Below are 19,367 nucleotides of genomic sequence, written 5' to 3'. Positions count from 1 at the left end.
GTCCGAGCGGCCGCTCCCCTGATGACAGACCGAACCGAGTCGTTTTCGCGACACACGCATCACGGGCCCGTCGGGCGATCGGCTTGCGCGCCCGTAGGGCTGTCGGCGCTTACCCGCGGGCAACGCGGCGCGGGGCGAGTCAGGTCGATCAGGGAAGAAAGCGGCGGCGGGCTTCCGCCACCGCTTCGCGCACCCGCTCCGGCGCCGTGCCGCCCTCCGATCGGCGGCTGGCGACCGAAGCGTCAATACCGAGAACGCCGAAAACATCGTCGGTAATTACCGGATCAATCGCCTGCATGGCATCAAGAGGCATGACGTCGAGCGCACACCCTCGTCGCTCGGCTTCTTTGACGATAGCACCAGCGATATGATGGGCCCGCCGAAACGGCAATCCCTTGACGCGAACCAGCCAGTCCGCGAGGTCGGTGGCGGAGGGAAACCCCCGCTCCGCCGCCGCGCGAAGCCGGGCGGTATCGAACGTGGCGGTGGCGATCATCCCGGCGGTAGCCGCAAGGCAAAGCTGCAAGGTATCGAACGCCTCGAACACCGGCTCCTTGTCCTCCTGCATGTCCTTGGCGTAGGCGAGCGGCAGCCCCTTCATGACGACGAGCAGCCCCGTCAGCGCGCCGATGATCCGTCCGGTCTTGGCCCTGGTCAGCTCGGCGGCGTCGGGATTGCGCTTTTGCGGCATGATCGAGCTGCCGGTGGAGAATTCGTCGGAGAGCCGCAAGAAACCGAACTGTTCACACGCCCAGACGACGATTTCCTCGGCAAGCCGCGACAGATGCACCGCGAGGACGGCGGCGACGGCGAGAAACTCCAAGGCAAAGTCGCGATCGGACACGGCGTCCAGCGAATTCGCGCATGGACGATCGAAACCAAGCGCCGCCGCGCTCGCCCGCCGGTCGATGGGAAAGGAGGTGCCGGCCAGTGCTGCCGCGCCGAGCGGGCACTCGTTGAGCCGCGCGCGCGCGTCACGGAGCCGGCCGCGATCGCGTCCCAGCATCTCGACATAGGCAAGCAGGTGATGGCCGAGCGTGACCGGCTGCGCCGCCTGCAGATGGGTAAACCCCGGCATGATCGAAGCGGCGTGCCGGTCGGCCTGCTCGATCAGCACCCGCTGGAGTTCAGTGACCATACGATCGAGCGCATCAATGGAATCGCGCACCCACAGGCGAAAATCCGTCGCCACCTGATCGTTGCGCGAGCGCGCGGTGTGCAGACGGCCCGCCGGCTCGCCGATCAACCGGGCGAGCCGATCCTCGACGTTCATATGAACGTCCTCAAGCTCCCGACTGAACGACAAAGTGCCGTTCCGATGTTCGGCGTGCACCTGATCCAGGCCGCGCAGGATCACATCCGCGTCCGCCTGCGCGACGATTCCCTGTTGCGAGAGCATCGTTACATGGGCTTTCGAGGCCGCGACGTCCTGATCGACGAGTCGGCAGTCGAAATCAATGGAGACATTGATCGCCTGCATCACCGCCGACGGGCCCGCCGCGAAGCGGCCTCCCCACATGCGGCTAACGTCCGCCACGGCATCGGCTTCAGGTGTCGTCGCAAATGCGGTAATTGGTGGGGGGGCGTCGTCGTTGCTCACGCGCGGCGACCCGCTGGCGGAATTGGGAGACGGAACATGCGCAATCGCTTCCTCGTACTGGCTCTGCTCGCGGCCATTGTGCTGAACGCAGCGCCCTTCGCAAGCGCCGCGGACAGTCCATGCGCTCATCCGCCGGCAGAATTGGGCAAATACACGGCCGCGAAGTCGGGACTGACCATGCCGGCGACATCGTATATCGACGCCAGTGGCGACGAGAGGCCCTTTGCCGCGTTACGGGGAACAGGGTTGATTGTGAACTTCTGGGCGACATGGTGCCCCCCCTGCGTCGAGGAGATGCCGGCGCTCGACCGTCTGGCGGCGCGGGCACAGGGTCTCGGCCTGAACGTCGCCGCTTTATCCGCGGATCGGGAAGGTGCGACGGTGGTGCGCCGGTTTTATGCGGTCAACGGCATTTCCTCCCTCCCGGTCGCGGTCGACAAATCAAGCCGCGTGATGCACGCCCTCGGCATCGATGGTTTGCCGACGACGGTGCTCTTCGATGCGGACGGTCGGGAAGTCGGCCGTGTCGTCGGTCAGGCCCAGTGGGACGCGCCGGCGACAATTTCTTTCCTCTCCCGCTGCCTCGGTCCGCAAACGTGACAAGACGAGAGATCGTTGCCCTCGCTTCGGTGCTCGCACTGCTTGCCTGCACGCCCACCGGCTCCTGGCAAAATGCGAGCGTTCCCGAGGAGCAGTGGGGAAGCGATCGCGCTGCCTGTCAAGCCTGGTCGCGCGATCAGGCGGAGCGCGACTTCGCCTTGGACCAGCAATCGAGCGCGTCGCTCAACTACAATCGCGGCGGACAATGGTCGAGCGAGATGAACCGCTATTCCGGCCAGACGCGCGAGCGCGACCTGTTCGGGACGTGCATGCGCGCGCGCGGCTATCATTTCGAGGCACAGAGCGAATGACCGGGCATGCGTCTCCTTGCGACCGAATGCGCATTCGACTGTATTGGTGGAACTGGGAGAAATGCCTTAAAAATCCGCGACAGGTGTCAGGCGGCGAGGCGGCGATCCCCGGCGGCGTTGCCCAGCCTTGCGGCCGAGGCTGGCTGTTGGACCGCGGGCTCCGCGGCAAGGTGCACGAAAGCGCCGTCGGCGCGGAATGCGGCGACATCATTATTGATGACATCCGCGATGGCCAGCGGCGCCGCGCGGAACACCCAGGCGTCGCCCCCGCAACCCGCCGGCCGCGCCGGCAACTCCGCGCGACGCACACGCTTCAGCCAGGAAAGCGCGCGGAAAAACAGTCTCCTGACTTCCAGCGCCCGCCGCACCTTCGCTTCAGCAAGCAGCGTTTCGAGCGCCACCCGGCGACCATCTTCGAGCTCGATCATGCGGCCGTCGTGCGCCCACGTGTCGCTGCCCAACATCGGATACAACCTTTCAAAAAGCCCCGATTGCCATCGGTAGTTGTCGAGAATGTACTCTGGCGCACGAAGAAGTTTCAGCCGTATTCTTGCAATCCAGGCCTACGGCGGGGGCATGGCATACGTGACACAACGTAAACGGGTTGTTCACAAGGCCCACTTCAAGACGTTCGTCCACCGGTGGGAGCAGCAGCGCGAGCCTGCGTGGACGTCATTCGTCGTTACCAGAGAGGACGCTCGTGAATCACGTGAATCAGATGTGCAGTGAAGGCCCTGCCGAACTCGCAACGCTTCTGGACGCGTGCGACGCGCGGGTCGGCGAGGAGGCGGCGCTTGCAATCATCGAAGGCGTGGCTGCAGCGCCGCCCAGCTTCGATTCAACCGCCTGGATGCATCTGATTGCGGATGCTCCCTCGGCCGCGTTGACCGCGCTGCTCGAAAGGCGCCTGAACGGCGCCCGTGACCGGCTGGCCGTGTCCAGTGGCGGCGATCGTCGCGCTCGGCTCGCGGCGCTGCGCGCCGAAATGCGTGCCCACCGGCTCGCCGGCTACATCGTACCGCGAAGCGACGAGCATCAAGGCGAGTATGTCGCGGCACGGTCTGAGCGGCTTGCCTGGATCTCCAATTTCACCGGTTCGGCCGGCTTGGCCGTGATTCTACGCGATGCGGCGATGCTCCTGGTCGACGGACGCTACACCACGCAAGCAGCCGGAGAAGTCGACGCGGCATTGTTCACCATCCGTCATTCCACCCGCCAGCCACTTGGCCAACTGCTCGAAACCACCCTGAGCCGCAACGCCAGACTGGGATACGATCCCTGGCTGCATACCCCCAGCCAGATCGCGGCATTCGAACAGGCATGCAAGGCGTGCGGCGCCCGGGCCGTCGCTGTTGAAGGCAACCTCATCGATCGCATCTGGAATGCTCAGCCCTCGCCCCCGGTTTCACCCATCGTTCCGCATGAGGGCCGTTTCGCCGGGCTGACATCGAAAGAAAAGCGCAACGGCATTGCTGAAACGCTCACCCATGATCGGCAGGATGCGGCCTTTCTCGCCCAGCCGGACTCTGTCGCCTGGCTGCTCAATATCCGCGGCGGCGACATTCCGCATATTCCGATCCCACTGTGCTTCGCGCTGGTGCATGCCGACGCCAGCGTCGACTGGTTCGTCGATGCGCGCAAGCTGACTTCCGAGGCCAAAGCGCACCTCGACGATGGCGTCCGGGTCGCTCCAGCGAACGCGCTCGCCCACGCCCTCGATCAGCTTGGCGAGGAACGTCGGGTCGTTCGCGTCGATCCCGAAGCAACACCCGCGTGGGTGGTGAAGCGGTTACAACAGGCCCGCGCGACGATCTTTACGGCCCCTGATCCATGCCTGCTCCCCAAGGCAGTGAAATCGGGCGCCGAACTTGCCGGCATCCGCGCGGCACACGTCCGTGATGGCGTCGCATTGACACGTTTTCTCGCCTGGATTCCCGGCGCAGCAGAGGCAGGTGATCTCAGCGAGAGCGCCGCGGCCGACGCGCTCGCCCGCTTGCGCGCCGAGAACGAGCATTACCGCGGACTGAGCTTCCCGACCATCTCAGCCTCTGGATCACACGGCGCCATCGTGCATTACCGCGTCTCACCTCAATCCGACCGAGCAATCGAACGCGGCAGCCTCTATCTTGTCGACTCGGGAGCGCAGTATCTCGACGGGACGACCGATGTAACCCGGACCATCGCCATCGGCACGCCGAGCCAGGAAATGTGCGAACGGTTCACACTGGTGTTAAAGGGACATATCGCGGTCGCTACCGCCCGATTCCCGGTGGGAACGACTGGCTCGCAGATCGATGCGTTGGCACGGGTAGCGCTTTGGCGTGAGGGCCTCGACTACGATCACGGCACCGGGCACGGAGTCGGATTTCATCTCAGTGTGCACGAAGGACCGCAGCGGATCTCCAAACTTCCGAGCCGGATTCCCCTGCAGCCGGGGATGATCGTGTCCAACGAGCCGGGATATTACAAGCCGGGCAGTTACGGCATTCGCATCGAGAATCTGGTGGCCGTCACGCCGATCGCTTCCCCTGAGGGCGGAGAGGTCGAATTGCACGGGTTCGACACGCTCACACTCGCGCCGATCGACCGCAGACTTATTGTCCGCGAGCGCCTCGATGCCGAAGAGATCGCCTGGCTCGACGCCTACCATCGACGGGTCGACGAAACGATTGGCCCATTCGTGGACGAGAGAACACGGCAGTGGCTCGAATCGGCGACCCGGCCCCTGTAATCCGCGAAGCGCTGCGATGCGGCCTCGCCCCGGTTCCAGGCGCTCCGCCTGCGTCAGTCCTGGCCGTCGGATCACGGCCAGAAGCCTCTTCTCTCTGTGTGAGGGGTGAGGTCGCGCCAAACGGACACGCGCGCTTTGCAAGCGTCGGAACGAGTCTCGCTTTGTTTCCGACGCCGATAAATCTATGAATACTTTAACGTCGGCGGCCGGCGCGCAGGACAACCAAGCGGCAACCGGGCCGAACGAGCTTTAGCGTAACCAACGTCTGTGCAGCCATGATGATTCCCTCTGTGGAGAAGCAAACAGACAGGTTCCATTACCATATCGCTTCCCCCGGCCATCGAAGATAGAGCGATATTCTCCACAACATTGTTAATTTTTTCTTGCATATAGCCAGGACATTGTTTTGCAAAAGGAAAATCATTTTTGGTGGATATGGTGATGCCGCCTAGTAACGGCGACGGGACGCCGCATGACGACGGGAGCGGAGCGAAAGCGCCGCCGCTGCTACGACCGGCCGCGCTTGACACTTGCCGGGAAGCGGCGCGCACGCTACTCGATTGGTCGAGGACCCGTTGGCGGACACCGGACGAGGACGTGCCATGCGTCGATACGGATCGTGTTTAGCGCTGCTCTTGGTGGGATTTCTGACGCCGGCTTTTGCTCGCGCTCAGGAAGCCAGCTTCGACTGCCTGAAGGCTGCGGCACCGATTGAGTTGCTGATTTGCTCCGATCCGGATTTGATCGTGCTCGACGGATCGCTCGGCTCCGCGTTTGAGGCGTCTCAGGCCCGCTTGCCGGCGGAAAAACGTGCCGCCGCCCTGACCGAACAACGGGCTTGGCTCGCCCAGCGACTGACCCGTTGCGAGATTCCATCACGCGGTGATGAGATTTCCCCGTCTTTGCGCTGGCGCGCCGCACCATGCCTGGATGAACTGTACCGGGCGCGCCTGTCCGCCCTCGGCGCTCCGGCGGCGCCGACGCCGCAGCCGCCGAATGGCGTGGCGGAAGCAGGATTCATCCATCCGGCCTGCCTGTGGAGTCTGGTCGAACAGGACCCTGAAACCGGAATGGCCGCCCGCGTGCCCATTGCCGCCTGCACGCTCGGCAATCGCCACATCCCCGTCACCGAGACCGACGACGGCGGATGGTCTGCCGAGAGCGCGTCGGACGGCTACCCCATCTGGCTGTCGTACCGGATCCTCGGCAAGGTCGCAAGCGGCGGAGACGCTGCCGTCATCAGCTACAATTCCGGCGGAAGCGGCCATTTCTCCGAGATTTATGTCCTTCGGCGCGCAGCTTCGCCGGACCACAAAGATACGATGTTAACCGGTGAGATCATCGGAGGCGGCGGTGACCGCTGTAACGGAGGGATTGATCAGGCAAAATTGCTCGATGCGAATACGCTCCAGGTAGATTTCAACGTCACGCCCCAGGATCTCTTGTCGGAGGCCGACGAAGATATGGCAAACGACAACATCGATGCGCTTGCGTTCTGTGCAATCTGCTGCACGGGCACGGTCCGCAGGACCATCGACGTTACCAGCAAGAACGAAAAGACCATCTCGGCGACCGTCGTCGAACTGGTGAGCGATGACGCGGACATGGACGAAGACGAAGGGGCGCAGAAATGCTTCGACGGACTGATCCACAAGGCAGCCCCGACGTTGCCGCACACGTTTTCGCTCGCCGATCTGAAGGCCCTCGCGGCGTCATTTTCAAAAACCTGCCTGAAGACCGAGCATCCTTGACGGTTTGACGACCTTGCGGAGCGGGCCCCACACTCAGCGCGCGCTGTGTCTGGGTTCGCCCGCAATTGGCGCACCTCCGACGGCAGGGATGTCGCCGGCAATGCCAGCGGCAGCCCAAAGCGCATCCATAAGCGGGAACACTTGCGCTCACTCATCGTTGCGGTGCTTGATAGTGACATGCGCGTATCCGAGGTCGGTACGCACGTCGTTCACGCGCAACAGAGCGTGGTGGATTGTTGGACGCGGGGGCACGCGGATGCTGTGGCGTGGTGGCCGACAAAGTGAGAACATCGAAGATCGCCGTGGTGAGGACGACGGCAGTGGACCGATGGGCGGGGGGTATGGCGGCGGCGGTTTCAACCTTCCCGTCGGCCGTCTCGGGGGCGTCGGACTGGTGGCGCTTATCGTCCTGTCACTGGTTTTCGGTATTGATCCGAGCGTCTTGCTCGATGGCGGCCAAACATCATCTCCACCCAGTTCACACGTCGACCGCCCCGCGCCGCAAGCCCGGTCCGACGGCGAGGACGAAGCACGCTCGTTCGTCTCCGTTGTCCTTGCCGACACGGAGGACACCTGGCAGGCACTGTTCAGTCAGATGGGCCGAGCCTACAAAGATCCCACCCTCGTGCTGTTTTCCGGTTCCACGCGATCCGGTTGCGGCTTCGCTCAATCGGCGACGGGCCCCTTCTATTGCCCGCGTGACGGCAAGGTCTATCTCGACACTGCCTTCTTCGATGAGTTGAGCCGCCAGTTCGGCGCTCCCGGCGATTTCGCCGATGCCTATGTCATCGCTCATGAGGTCGGCCATCACGTTCAAAACCTGCTCGGTATCTTGCCGCGCGTCGAAGCGGCTCAGCAGCAGGCCGCGCGCAGCGATGCGAATCGGCTTCAGGTCAGGGTCGAACTGCAAGCGGACTGCTTTGCCGGCATCTGGGCGCACTACGCCGACCGTTCCCGTCATCTTTTAGAAGCAGGCGATATCGACGAAGGATTGAACGCCGCCGCGGCCATCGGCGACGATCGCCTGCAAAAACGCGCACAAGGCTACGTTGTTCCCGATGCCTTCACGCACGGCACCTCGCAACAGCGCGTTCGCTGGTTCCGGCGCGGCCTCGATCAGGGATCGCTCGCCGCCTGCGATACATTTTCCGCGGAGCAACTCTGAGTTCAGACGAGGAAGGCGGACAGCAACGGGCGACGCTCGACGTGCTTGCGGATCGTCGAGCGCAGGCTATCCATCGAGGCATCATAATGCGCGGGCGTCAGGTCGCCGCGCACCATGTTATAGCGCAAGAAGACGCTGTAGGTGGCAAGCACGTCGGTAAGGCAGTAATCCGCCACGTCGGCGAGTTTCCCTGCCTCGACGAAGGCTTCGACGTAGCTGCCGTCGATTCCGCCGATCTTCACGGGAATGTCGGCCAGCGCGGCCATCTCAGCGAGGCTGGGCTTGGCTGACGCGCCGTAGGCCGACAGCACGTCGCACAGATCGACGTGATCCTGGCCGAAGCGGTGCCAATAGTCACGGCGATGGGCTCCATGCAGGCTGGGCACCGCCACGCCGAGAGCGAACGCGCGATAGCGCAAGAGCGGCAGATCGAAGCCATTGCCGCCGAAGGTGACCAGGACCGGGCCGAGTCCGCGACTGTCCACCGGCAGGGCCTTAACGAAACCAAGTAAAACCTCGGCTTCCGTTTTCTCACCAACCGCGCGGCTGCCGATCTGGCCTGCGACCCACGGCCCGTTGTTTTCTTCCCGCTTGGCGTTCAGCGTCGCGATGCAGACGATCTTGTACATCGGCACCTTGAGAAACGCCGCCGACGGGTCCTCGCCGTTGCGCGCATAGCGCTCGCCCAGTCGGCGGCGAATGTCGGCGTCGGGCACGTCGTCGGCCGCGGCGAGCAGGCGACGCGCCGAAGCAAAGTCGGGAACAGCTTCAATGTCAAAAACGACCAGCGTGGTCATTCAAGGCTCCGTCACAGCCGGAAGGGGTAGATACCGCGGCGAGCGAGGCTGAAATCGTCCGCGCCAGATGTCCCGACCATCGGGGGTGCGGTCTTAGCATCGTTTTCGCTTATCGTCTCGTCCTGAAAGCCGAGAGACAGACGGGGCGCGGTTCTCGCCACCCCGGCGGAGCGTTGGGGGCGGCGCTATGCGTCTTTCGCGATCGGTGGGGTGTCCTTCAGCCACGCGCAGAGCAGCGTGTAGCCGAGGGAGAGCACCACCGAGCCCACGAACAGACCAATGATGCCGGTGGCAAGAAATCCGCCGATCGCGCCAATGAAAACGACCACCATCGGAACCTTGGCGCCGCGCCCGAGCAGGATCGGCTTGAGCACGTTGTCGATCAGGGCGACGAAGGCGCACCAGACGGCAAAGACGACGGCGATCAGCGTTGGCGCCGTCGAGAACACATAGATCGCGGCACCGATGAGCACGAGGCCGGGGCCGATCTGCACGATCGCCAGCAGCAGGCAGAGAACAGCGAGCAGCCCCGCCCCCGGAAGCCCAACCGCGAGGAATCCGAGGCCAGCAAGCAGCGATTGGATCAGTGCCACACCAAGAATGCCCCGCGCGACGCCGCGCACCGTCGCCTGTCCGAGTTCGGCGAGTTCTGGGCCGCGATCGCCCGCCAATCGCTGCGCAAACGCGTGCGCCACCTCGTCGCCGTCGTGCGCGTGCGCCATCAGAACGCCGGCGATAACGATCGCAAGCATGAATTGGAGAAGACCGATGCCGGCATCCGCCGTCGTCGATAGAAGAATTCGCCCGCCGCTGGCGAGCTGCGGACGGATTTGCTGGAGTGCGCGGGCGAGATCGTTGGACGCCAGCTTCCAGAATGCCTCGAGGGGTTCGCCGATCAGCGGCCAATCAGCAACGCCGGGCGGAGGAGGCGGCACGCTCAAGGAGCCGTCGATGAGCTTCCCCGCAACGTGCTCGGCGCCGTCGACGAGGGTACCGGCGAGCATGACCGTTGGCACGAGAAGCACTGCGAGCATCACCAGCGTCGCCACGATCGCGGCCATCGCGCGCCGTCCGCCGAGAGCTCGCTCAATCGGGAGATACGCCGGGAAAACGGCGACGGCGATGATGATTCCCCAGACGACCGGAACGACGAACGGGCGAACGATCTCAAAGCACCACGCGCCGAGCAGGGCGATGATGCCGATGCGAATCGCCGCCTCGAGTGCCCGCCTCACGAAAACGCGATCTTGCGCTTGATCCATCTCGATCCGCTCCTTCCCCAACCACAAATCGCCCGAGCATAGGCGACCGGGTGGAAGCTGGCGAGGCACGCTTAGATGTTTGATCTCAGCCTTTGATGGCGCACTCTTTTCGCAGGACGGGACGGATGCGCTATGGGCCAGGTTCTTTACGCAAGCGCCACAGAGCCTGCCCTCGGGCGGGCGAGGTCCGGCCCGTGGAACAGAGCAGCGGCAGTCCGGCGAGCGATACACCATGGTCGAGAGAGCCTGAGGGCACTGTCTAAACGCTCCGCCATCAACCGGAAGACCATCGCCAAATGGGAGAAGCGCCGATCAGTCGCTGATCCGCTGACAGTCCCCGGGGATGCGAGACCGACGATCCTGCCCATCGAACACCGGCTGACAAAGCCAATCATCCCCGCACCAACAGACAGGTCGGGCGAATGTACCGAACGATCCAGGACGCCGCCAAAGGAAACGAAAGAGGCCTGAATACCGCCGGCGCTGCTGCGAGGCCGACTACTGACGCGTTAATCGGATGTCTCCATACGCCCGATTGCGAAATATTCGGCAAAATTTTTATCGAGCTTCTGCCAAGATTGCTTGCGCAACATTACGAAAAATTCTGAGGAGACGTCTCATCAGAGATTGCTGCGAAAAAGGAGCCCAGTATGGTTTTCCCGCGGAGTCGCATAATTGATCTCTGGGATAGGATGCGGAGTTCTTATTGGTTTATACCATCGCTGATGTTTTTGGGCGCTATCATCCTATCAATTCTAATGGTAAGGCTCGATATTTACGTACTGCGCAATAACTTTATCACTGACGAATCGTGGTTTCCCAAATTCGAGGCAGAGGCAGCGCGGTCAATACTTTCGACAATTGCTTCTGGAATGGTAACGGTTGCCGGAGTTGTTTTTTCACTGACCATCGTCAGCCTTCAGTTGGCCTCGTCGCAATTCGGGCCGAGATTGCTGCGCACGTTCATGAACAGCCTCGGCAACCAGATCGTGCTGGGAACATTCACGGCGACCTTTCTATATTGTCTGATTCTGATCGGCACCGTCCGCGATCGCATTGATTTCGTTCCGCAATTATCCGTTGTTACCGGAATTCTACTTGGCGTAATCGATGTCGCAGTGCTGATTTTCTTTATTCATCATGTAGCAACCTCGATTCGCATTGAATCTCTGATCGCGACTGTGACGACGGATCTCCGCACCGTCATCGACCGCATATTTCCCGTCGAGATTGGCGAGGAACCACCGGATCGTGGGGTTGCGAACGACGCGCGCCTTCAATTTGATAAAGATTCGGCAGCCATAAGGGCTCGCAGTTCCGGATATGTCCGTCATGTCGATGGCGAGATGCTTTTGGCGATTGCGAGGCATCACGACCTCGTTTTGCACGTCGACAGAAAGCCCGGCGATTTCGTCGTCGAGGGGGCCACTCTCTTCCGTGTCGTGCCGAGCGAGCGCGTGACCGAAGAGGTCACCGGTCGCATTCTCGACAGTACGGTTCTGGGGCGCGACCGCACGCCAAGCCAGGACATGGATTTTGCCTTGCGGCAACTCGTGGAGGTCGCCCTCAGGGCGCTCTCGCCCGGCATTAACGATCCCTTCACCGCAGTGGAGTGCGTCAATCGCCTCGGCGAAGCGTTGTGCATCGTCGTGCGCCGCCCAGAGCCGTCCGCTTACCGTGTCGATGACAATGGTGTGCTGAGAGTGATCGCCGAGCCTCTCGGACGACCGGAGATGATTCGGACGGCGTTCGATCCCATCGCCCGCGCGGGCGGCAGCAACGGTGATGTCGCCGCGCGCATTCTCGAGATCATCATCACCATTGCGACATACGCGAAAAGCCGCCCTGCACGAATCGAGCTTATCGAGTATGCAAACGCGCTGGAGGCGCAAATGAACGAGCAATTGGCGCTGCCGCGCGATCGAAACGCTGTCGCCACGCGTTTCGCGGCGGCTTTGCGTGAATTGCAAAACGAAGGACGCGGCGGAAAAGGCGTCGCCGAACAGGAAACCTGACGGGAAGAACGATCGCGCGCCATTGTTTTGCGCACGGCCGGCATCCGTTGCGAAATGGGTAATAACGTCTCGTGGGCGATTTCCCCGTAAGTGACTTCACATCCTATTGACGCCGAGTCCGCCGTTTTGCATGCTGCGCGGTATGGTTGAATCACCTTGCGACCTCAATTCGAGGCAGATCCTTATCGGTAATTGCATTGATCTGATGTCGACGCTTGACGCGCAGAGTGTCGATGCGATCTTTGCCGATCCGCCGTATAATTTACAGCTCGAAGGCGAATTATTCCGGCCGAATCATAGCCGCGTTGACGGGGTCACCGACGCGTGGGATCGCTTCGAAGATCTGAACGCCTACGATCAGTTTACCCGCGCCTGGCTCGCCGCCGCCCGCCGCCTGCTCAAACCCGACGGCACGCTTTGGGTCATCGGCTCCTATCACAACATCTTCCGTGTGGGTGCGGTCCTGCAAGAACTCGGCTATTGGATCCTCAACGATATCGTCTGGCGCAAGACCAATCCGATGCCGAATTTCCGCGGCCGCCGCTTCACCAACGCGCACGAAACGCTCATCTGGTGCGCCCACAACCGGCAGGGACGCCACAGATTCAACCATTGGGCGATGAAAAGCCTGAACGATGACCTACAGATGCGTTCGGACTGGCTGATTCCGGTCTGCGGCGGCAGTGAGCGAATCAGGATCGACGGCCGAAAGGCGCATCCGACGCAAAAACCCGAGGCGCTGTTGCACCGCGTCTTGCTCGCCTCGACCGCACCGGGCGAGCTCGTGCTCGACCCTTTCTTCGGCACCGGCACAACCGGGGCAGTCGCGGCGAAGCTCGGACGGCGCTTCATCGGCATCGAGGCAGACGAACGCTATGCCCAGATCGCGCGCGAGCGGATTGATGCCATTGAACCGGCCTCCGAGCCCGGTCTGCTCACCACGCGCGCCGTTCGCGACGAGCCGCGCATTCCGTTCGGCTGGCTCGTCGAACGCGGCATGCTACAGCCGGGCGAGGTCCTGTTTGACGAGCGGCGGCGGTGGACGGCGAAGGTTGCCGCGGATGGCTCGATCGTCGCTGCGGACATTCGTGGCTCAATCCATCAGGTCGCCGCACGAATTCAGAACATGCCGACCTGCAATGGCTGGCAATTCTGGTTCGCCCGCGTCAACGGCGAGTCGGTATCGATCGACTGGTTCCGTCAGAAGCTGCGGGCGGAGTTGAACTGAGCGGTCAAGCCTGCGTTGTGAGCACCGCCTCGCGCTTCATCTCGGCGTTGACCGCGGCGACAGCGGCTGCGACCGCCGCCTCGGCTTGGCGCGCGAGTTCTTTGCGACCGACACCGGACGTGGCAATCGGCTCCTGGTAGCGTACCTCGACGATCGCGCCCGGCAAGCTGAGCATGCGCATGAGATGCGGCAGCATCGTCGCATCGCCGAACCAGCAGTACAGCGCGCGAAGCGGTCCGATCAGCGGCGTTCCGTCCAACGCCCGGCAGTAGGTGATCGAAACCGGCTGAACCATCAACGTACTTCCCACCGGTTGCCGCTCCGCGATGGAGAAAAGCGTCGACTTGAAAGGGGCCACGGCGGAACCGTCGGTACTCGTGCCTTCGGCGAAAAGCATGAGGTTATCGCCGGCGGCAAGCCGCTCAAGCATCTGCCGGCCCTGGATCTTCGCCTCAGCTCCGACGCGATGAATGAAAATCGTGCGCGTCAGCTTCGCTGCCTGGCCGAACAGCGGCCACCGGGCAACGTCCGCCTTGGCGACAAACGTCATGTCCGCGGTCCGGGCGATCACCGGGATGTCGAGATAGGAGACGTGATTGGCGACAAATAGTGTCGGCCCCACGTTACGCGGCTTACCGCGAATCACCAGTCTCAGCCCGGAACAGTAGCACAGCGAGCGACACCACAGGACCTGCAGCGGCCTCCGCCAGCGGCGCAGCGGTCCGATGCTGATCGCATAAATCGCCATAAGCCCGAGGCTGACGAGCACCATCAGGACAAAACGGATGCCCGCCCTCAGCCGGGATCGCCGCAGACGAGCTAAAGGGTTTCCGTCGTTGTCGCCGGCCGCCGGTAGCGACGGTCGTACTTCTCCGACAACTGTTCCGTTACGACAATTACGCATACATCCGTGGTGTTAAACTGGTGGTCGACAACCGCCCCGTCGCCGACGAATCCGCCGACACGGAGGTAGCCCTTGATCAACGGGGGCAACTCGGACAGAACCGTCTGCGCGTCGAATGCGGATTCCGGCAGGATCCCCATGGAAACGTAATGCTGGGCAAGCGCCCGCGGCCGAAGAGACTGTGGCGCGAGATGGTTATAGTAAAGGTAAGAGAGCTGCGCGCCCATTTCTTTCGGTTCGGTTCCGTGAAAACTGGCGCAGCCAAACATCACATCGATACCATGCGCGCGAACGTAGGCAGCGAGACCGCGCCAGAGAAGTTGCATGACGCTGCCGCTTCGATACGTGGTATCGACACAGGAGCGTCCGAGTTCGACGATCTCGCCCGGGTACTGCAGTAGGGCGGTAAGATCGTACTCCTGCGCGGAGTAAAAGCCGCTGCTGCGCAAGGCAACAGACCGCCGCAGCAGCCGGTAGGTGCCGACCACACCAGCGGAACCGTTCCGGCGGGCACGATCGATGACCAGCAGATGGTCACAGACATCATCGAAGGCGTCGAAGTCGCGACGTTTTTCGAGTACCTCCCGGGTTGGGCTCGCCGCCATTTCCTCGTAAAACACGCGGTATCGGAGCGCCTGCGCGGCGTCGATCTCAGCGGGAGTCTCGGCGATACGAACGACGAAACTATTGAACTCTAATGGCTCCACGTCGTGATCGCACTCCGTAACCGCTTGTTCGTAGCATCATGCACCGTTCATTCCTTCTAGACGCAACCACCGGTCACGCTTGGGAAATGGGCGGACGGCATGAGCAATGACCAACCCTTGCCCCAGCAGCGCCTCTCTCAATGCGCTGCCACCGTTCGACAGACTTTTGCCGACGTCGTCGATAATCCCTTGCCGTCTATCGCGTGGGTACCGGACGGTCGCCGGAGTAGTCGTAAAAGCCCCGCCCAGCCTTACGCCCGAGCCACCCTGCCTCGACGTACTTGACCAAGAGCGGACAAGGCCGGTATTTCGAATCAGACAAGCCATCATGCAACGTATGCATCACGCCGAGGCACGTGTCGAGACCGATGAAATCGGCCAGTTCGAGCGGTCCCATTGGATGATGGGTGCCGAGGCGCATTGCGGTATCGATGCTCTCGACCGATCCAACGCCCTCGTAAAGGGTGTAGATGGCTTCATTGATCATCGGCATTACGATCCGATTGACGACAAACGCCGGAAAATCCTCGGCGCTGATCGGGATCTTATGGAGCTGGATCGCAAAGTCGTGAAGCTCTCGATAGGTGTCTTCCTCCGTGGCAATGCCGCGAATGAGCTCGACGAGCTCCATCTTCGGCACCGGATTCATAAAATGCGTGCCGAGAAAGCGGCCGGGGCGGTCGGTCTGCGCGGCAAGGCGGGTAATGGACAGCGTCGATGTATTGGTGGTGATGATCGCATCCGGCGGCAAGACGGGGCAAAGCTGCTTAAAGATCGACTTCTTCACCGCCTCATCTTCGACTGCCGCCTCGATGATGACGTGGCAGTCGCGAAAGCCGTCATAGCCAGTGCCTGTCGTGATCCGCAAGAGGGCTGAGCGCGCTGATTCCGCGCTCAGCCGTCCTTTTTCGACGAGCCGGGAAAACTCCTCTTCGATGCTTTTTACCGACTCGTCCAGCCGCTCCTGGCTGATGTCCATGAAGTAGACATCAAACCCGGATTCGGCGCAGACATGGACAATGCCGGTGCCCATCTGCCCTGCGCCGATCACGCCGACGTTGTTGCGACCCATTCACGAAGCTCCTGGCGGCGTCCTGCGACCGTATTTCACTTCTGCAACGAGGCGGCCAATTCGGGCAATGCCTGGAAGAGGTCGGCAACGAGGCCATAATCGGCAACCTGGAAAATCGGCGCCTCCTCATCCTTATTGATGGCGACGATCACTTTCGAGTCCTTCATTCCGGCGAGATGCTGGATAGCGCCGGAAATACCCACAGCGATATAGAGCTCCGGCGCGACGACCTTGCCGGTCTGCCCGACCTGATAGTCATTGGGCACGAACCCGGCGTCAACCGCCGCTCTGGATGCGCCGACCGCCGCGCCGAGTTTATCGGCAATGGCATCGATCAGCTTGAAGTTCTCGCCATTACCCATGCCGCGACCGCCAGCGACGATCACGCGTGCCGCGGTCAATTCCGGCCGTTCGCTCTTGGTCAATTCCTGACCGACGACCTTGGTTAACGCCGACTCGCTGCCCGGATCGATGGTTTCGACCGTAGCCGAGCCGCCATCCGCCGCCGCCGCGTCGAAGCCGGTGGTGCGGACGGAAATAACCTTGATCGCGTCGCTGCTCTTCACCGTGGCCATGGCATTCCCGGCATAGATCGGCCTGACGAAGGTATCGGCATCGACGACCGCACTGACATCCGAGAGCATAGCGACATCGAGAAGGGCCGCCGCACGCGGTAGGACATTCTTGCCGGTCGTCGTCGCTGCGGCGAGGATGTGGGTATAGCCAGGCGCGAGACCGACGATCAGCGGCGCGATCGATTCCGCCAGCGGATGCGCGTGAAACGGCGCGTCGGCGAGGAGGACCTTTTCGACGCCGGCGATCTTCGCCGCGGCGTCAGCGACCGCAGCACAGCCCGATCCGACAACCAGCAGCGTTGGCGAGCCGAGCGCCAGCGCCGCCGTCACGGTGTTCAAGGTTGCGGGCTTGAGGTGTGTATTGTCGTGTTCGACAAGAACGAGAACGCTCATCAGATCACCTTCGCCTCGTTGCGGAGTTTCTCGATCAGTTCAGCGACGCTGCCCACCTTCACGCCGGCTTTTCGCTTCGCCGGCTCTTCGACCTGCACGGTCGTCAGCCGCGACGCGATATCGATGCCGGCCTCCGCCGCCTTGATCGTCTCGATCGGCTTCTTCTTCGCCTTCATGATGTTCGGCAGGCTCGCGTACCGGGGGGTATTCAGTCGCAGATCGACAGTCACCACCGCCGGAAGCTTGAGTTCGAGCGATTCGAGTCCGCCGTCGACTTCGCGCGTGACCGACAGCCCGTCGTCGCCGACCGTAACCTTCGATGCGAACGTCGCCTGCGGCCAGCCAAGGAGGCCGGCAAGCATTTGCCCCGTCTGATTCGAATCGTCGTCGATCGCCTGCTTGCCAAGAAAGACGAGGCTTGGCTGCTCCTTATCGATGATCGACTTGAGAAGCTTGGCGACCGCCAGCGGCTGCAGGTCCTCATCCGCCTGCACGAGGATTCCGCGGTCTGCACCGATCGCAAGCGCGGTGCGGATCGTTTCTTGTGCCTGCGCCGGCCCCATAGAGACCGCGATGATCTCCTTTGCTTTACCCGCTTCCTTAAGCCGTACGGCCTCTTCGACCCCGATCTCGTCGAACGGGTTCATCGACATTTTGACGTTTGCTGTTTCGACGCCCGTCTTGTCCGGTTTGACACGGATCTTGACGTTGTAGTCGACAACGCGCTTTATGCAGACGAGGATTTTCATGAACGACCCGCGCCCTTCTCTGATGGTTATCTAGTCTTCGGGAAAGGCGGAATTGTTCCCGCCATGCGCCGAGGCAGAGGGCGTCGCCACAGGCCTTGTCCCGCGCCCCGAGCCGCACACTAAGGTTACGTCTATGCAACGTCAAGGTTGCGCGCGCGCCACGCGACCTTTCGCAGTCGGCGACGATGATCGGCATGAATGGCTCAAGAGCGTTGCGCCGGTCGCCTATCCAACGGCGCTCCAATTCATGGAACGCCGGGTGAACGCCATCATCGCGGCGCAGGCGCCGGAGGCGATCTGGCTGCTCGAGCACCCGCCGATCTATACCTGCGGCACCAGCGCCGCCGACGCCGAACTGCTCGATCGACAGCGATTTCCCGTTTACCGCACCGGTCGCGGCGGGCGCATCACCTACCACGGCCCTGGTCAACGCGTCGGGTACGTCATGCTCGACCTGAAGCGACGCGGCGCGGATGTCCATAACTTTGTCGCCAGCCTCGAGGCGTGGTTAATCGCATCGCTCGCGTCATTCGAGATCAAGGCCCATACCAGCCCGGGCCGGATCGGGATCTGGGTCGATACGGGCTTCGCGGGCGAGGCGAAAATCGCGGCGATCGGCGTCCGTGTCCGCCGCTGGGTCAGCTTCCACGGCTTCGCGCTCAACGTCGCCCCCAACCTCGAACATTTCGCCGGCATCGTGCCCTGCGGCATCGCCGATCGCGGCGTTACGTCTCTGAGGGCGCTCGGACTCGACGTCGACATGGCGGACGTGGACGCGGCGCTGCGAACAAGCTTCCCCGCGGTCTTCACTTCCAGCTCGGCAAGCCGTCCGGTGATCTGACGGCGGCGATAATCGCGCGCGGCTACCGGTTGCCGCCGGGCACCCACAAAACGTCGCGTATCCCCTTTTCGTTCTCCCAGCGCGCGAGGACGAAAAGATGATCGGAAAGCCGGTTGACGTAGCGCACGGCGGCGGGATTGATCTGGTCCGTCGCCGCCACATCGCAGATGATGCGTTCGGCGCGGCGTGCCACCGTCCGGGCTAGGTGCAGGTGCGCGGCGACTGCGGTTCCCCCGGGCAGAATGAACGAGGCGAGCGGTTTAAGCTCGGCGTTCATCGCGTCGATCTCACGCTCGAGGCGCTCGACCTGAGAATCGACGATGCGTAGCGCGTCTTCGCTCTTTCGGCCGCCTTCGGGCGTGCAGAGGTCCGCGCCGAGGTCAAACAGGTCGTTCTGAATGCGCGCGAGCATTTCGTCGGCCTGCGCGTTTGCGTGCAGGCGGGCGATGCCGATCACCGCGTTGGCCTCGTCGACGGTTCCGTACGCCTCGACACGCCGGTCATACTTCGGCACGCGCGCACCGTTACCCAACGACGTCTCTCCGGCGTCACCGCCGCGCGTATAGATACGGGTCAAGGTTACCATTTCGCTGCTCCCTATCGAGCGCTGAAGAGGCCGTTCCGTCCCGCCGCCCTCTCGCGCCACGAAACGCCGGCACCTCGTTC

Annotated in this window: 18 protein-coding genes and 1 pseudogene; 9 read left to right on the top strand and 10 right to left on the bottom strand. The window is 62.5% G+C overall.

All coding sequences use genetic code 11. The features are described from left to right. Nucleotides 1-148: 148 nt before the first annotated feature. Nucleotides 149-1,519: an argininosuccinate lyase gene (gene argH / locus IPK66_05055; GenBank protein ID MBK8174658.1), complete on the bottom strand. Its 1,371-nt coding sequence runs from the start codon at nt 1,517-1,519 to the stop codon at nt 149-151. Between the two features lie 117 nt (nt 1,520-1,636). Between argH and IPK66_05050 the strand changes: the two genes are divergently transcribed. Together IPK66_05050 and IPK66_05045 are read left to right on the top strand one after the other, a co-directional pair. After that, nucleotides 1,637-2,200, top strand: coding sequence for a TlpA family protein disulfide reductase (locus IPK66_05050; GenBank protein MBK8174657.1), 564 nt, complete (start codon nt 1,637-1,639; stop codon nt 2,198-2,200). Then, a complete protein-coding gene (locus IPK66_05045; protein MBK8174656.1) occupies nt 2,197-2,511 on the top strand; it encodes a hypothetical protein in 315 nt (104 codons plus the stop codon). The genes IPK66_05050 and IPK66_05045 overlap by 4 nt, the downstream gene beginning before the upstream one ends. Nucleotides 2,512-2,597: 86 nt before the next feature. On the opposite strand, the gene IPK66_05040 is transcribed toward IPK66_05045, so the two are convergent. Continuing rightward, the gene (locus IPK66_05040; GenBank protein MBK8174655.1) at nt 2,598-2,975 is read right to left on the bottom strand and encodes a hypothetical protein; all 378 of its coding nucleotides are present in this window, start codon (nt 2,973-2,975) and stop codon (nt 2,598-2,600) included. A gap of 254 nt (nt 2,976-3,229) precedes the next feature. Here IPK66_05040 and IPK66_05035 point away from each other — a divergent pair, with 254 nt between their 5' ends. The 3 genes from IPK66_05035 (at nt 3,230) to IPK66_05025 (ending at nt 8,158) form a co-directional block, all read left to right on the top strand. Beyond that, nucleotides 3,230-5,242, top strand: coding sequence for an aminopeptidase P family protein (locus IPK66_05035; GenBank protein ID MBK8174654.1), 2,013 nt, complete (start codon nt 3,230-3,232; stop codon nt 5,240-5,242). A gap of 638 nt (nt 5,243-5,880) precedes the next feature. After that, the gene (locus IPK66_05030) at nt 5,881-6,993 is read left to right on the top strand and encodes a hypothetical protein (GenBank protein MBK8174653.1); all 1,113 of its coding nucleotides are present in this window, start codon (nt 5,881-5,883) and stop codon (nt 6,991-6,993) included. 256 nt (nt 6,994-7,249) lie between these two features. After that, nucleotides 7,250-8,158, top strand: a complete 909-nt coding sequence (locus IPK66_05025) for a zinc metallopeptidase (protein MBK8174652.1) — start codon at nt 7,250-7,252, stop codon at nt 8,156-8,158. A 2-nt stretch (nt 8,159-8,160) separates the two neighbouring features. Here IPK66_05025 and IPK66_05020 read toward each other — a convergent pair whose 3' ends face one another. Both IPK66_05020 and IPK66_05015 read right to left on the bottom strand, forming a co-directional pair. Beyond that, nucleotides 8,161-8,955: a hypothetical protein gene (locus IPK66_05020; GenBank protein ID MBK8174651.1), complete on the bottom strand. Its 795-nt coding sequence runs from the start codon at nt 8,953-8,955 to the stop codon at nt 8,161-8,163. 185 nt (nt 8,956-9,140) lie between these two features. Beyond that, entirely contained in the window at nt 9,141-10,217 is a 1,077-nt protein-coding gene (locus IPK66_05015) for an AI-2E family transporter (protein ID MBK8174650.1), read from the bottom strand. 225 nt (nt 10,218-10,442) lie between these two features. Between IPK66_05015 and IPK66_05010 the strand changes: the two are divergent. The 3 genes and pseudogenes from IPK66_05010 to IPK66_05000 all read left to right on the top strand — a co-directional run bounded on the left by IPK66_05010 (nt 10,443) and on the right by IPK66_05000 (nt 13,460). After that, nucleotides 10,443-10,541: pseudogene (locus IPK66_05010) on the top strand (IS481 family transposase). Nucleotides 10,542-10,909: 368 nt separating this feature from the next. After that, complete coding sequence (locus tag IPK66_05005) at nt 10,910-12,232, top strand: DUF2254 domain-containing protein (protein MBK8174649.1); 1,323 nt, start codon at nt 10,910-10,912, stop codon at nt 12,230-12,232. A 142-nt stretch (nt 12,233-12,374) separates the two neighbouring features. Next, nucleotides 12,375-13,460: a site-specific DNA-methyltransferase gene (locus tag IPK66_05000; protein ID MBK8174648.1), complete on the top strand. Its 1,086-nt coding sequence runs from the start codon at nt 12,375-12,377 to the stop codon at nt 13,458-13,460. Nucleotides 13,461-13,464: 4 nt separating this feature from the next. Here IPK66_05000 and IPK66_04995 read toward each other — a convergent pair whose 3' ends face one another. From IPK66_04995 to IPK66_04975, 5 genes are all read right to left on the bottom strand, one after another. Continuing rightward, nucleotides 13,465-14,232, bottom strand: coding sequence for a 1-acyl-sn-glycerol-3-phosphate acyltransferase (locus IPK66_04995; GenBank protein MBK8174647.1), 768 nt, complete (start codon nt 14,230-14,232; stop codon nt 13,465-13,467). 47 nt (nt 14,233-14,279) lie between these two features. Next, complete coding sequence (locus IPK66_04990) at nt 14,280-14,969, bottom strand: GNAT family N-acetyltransferase (GenBank protein ID MBK8174646.1); 690 nt, start codon at nt 14,967-14,969, stop codon at nt 14,280-14,282. A 298-nt stretch (nt 14,970-15,267) separates the two neighbouring features. Then, nucleotides 15,268-16,143: a 3-hydroxybutyryl-CoA dehydrogenase gene (locus IPK66_04985; GenBank protein MBK8174645.1), complete on the bottom strand. Its 876-nt coding sequence runs from the start codon at nt 16,141-16,143 to the stop codon at nt 15,268-15,270. 35 nt (nt 16,144-16,178) lie between these two features. Further along, nucleotides 16,179-17,111 (bottom strand): electron transfer flavoprotein subunit alpha/FixB family protein, encoded by a 933-nt coding sequence (locus tag IPK66_04980; GenBank protein MBK8174644.1) that lies wholly within the window; start codon nt 17,109-17,111, stop codon nt 16,179-16,181. Next, nucleotides 17,111-17,860 carry an electron transfer flavoprotein subunit beta/FixA family protein gene (locus tag IPK66_04975; GenBank protein MBK8174643.1) on the bottom strand — a complete coding sequence of 250 codons (750 nt, stop codon included), beginning with the start codon at nt 17,858-17,860 and terminating at the stop codon, nt 17,111-17,113. Before IPK66_04975 ends, IPK66_04980 begins: the two co-directional genes overlap by 1 nt. A 133-nt stretch (nt 17,861-17,993) precedes the next feature. Here IPK66_04975 and lipB point away from each other — a divergent pair, with 133 nt between their 5' ends. Continuing rightward, the gene (lipB, locus tag IPK66_04970) at nt 17,994-18,701 is read left to right on the top strand and encodes a lipoyl(octanoyl) transferase LipB (GenBank protein ID MBK8174642.1); all 708 of its coding nucleotides are present in this window, start codon (nt 17,994-17,996) and stop codon (nt 18,699-18,701) included. Nucleotides 18,702-18,723: 22 nt separating this feature from the next. Here the strand turns inward: lipB and IPK66_04965 are convergent, their stop codons facing one another. Next, a complete protein-coding gene (locus IPK66_04965) occupies nt 18,724-19,287 on the bottom strand; it encodes a cob(I)yrinic acid a,c-diamide adenosyltransferase (protein MBK8174641.1) in 564 nt (187 codons plus the stop codon). Nucleotides 19,288-19,367 lie beyond the last annotated feature (80 nt).

The organism is Rhodospirillales bacterium (assembly GCA_016712595.1).
In the GTDB taxonomy this organism is placed as follows: Bacteria; Pseudomonadota; Alphaproteobacteria; order Rhodospirillales; family Defluviicoccaceae; genus Defluviicoccus.
Note: the sequence above shows the minus strand (reverse complement) of the source record. Positions and strands in the feature narration are given on the sequence as shown.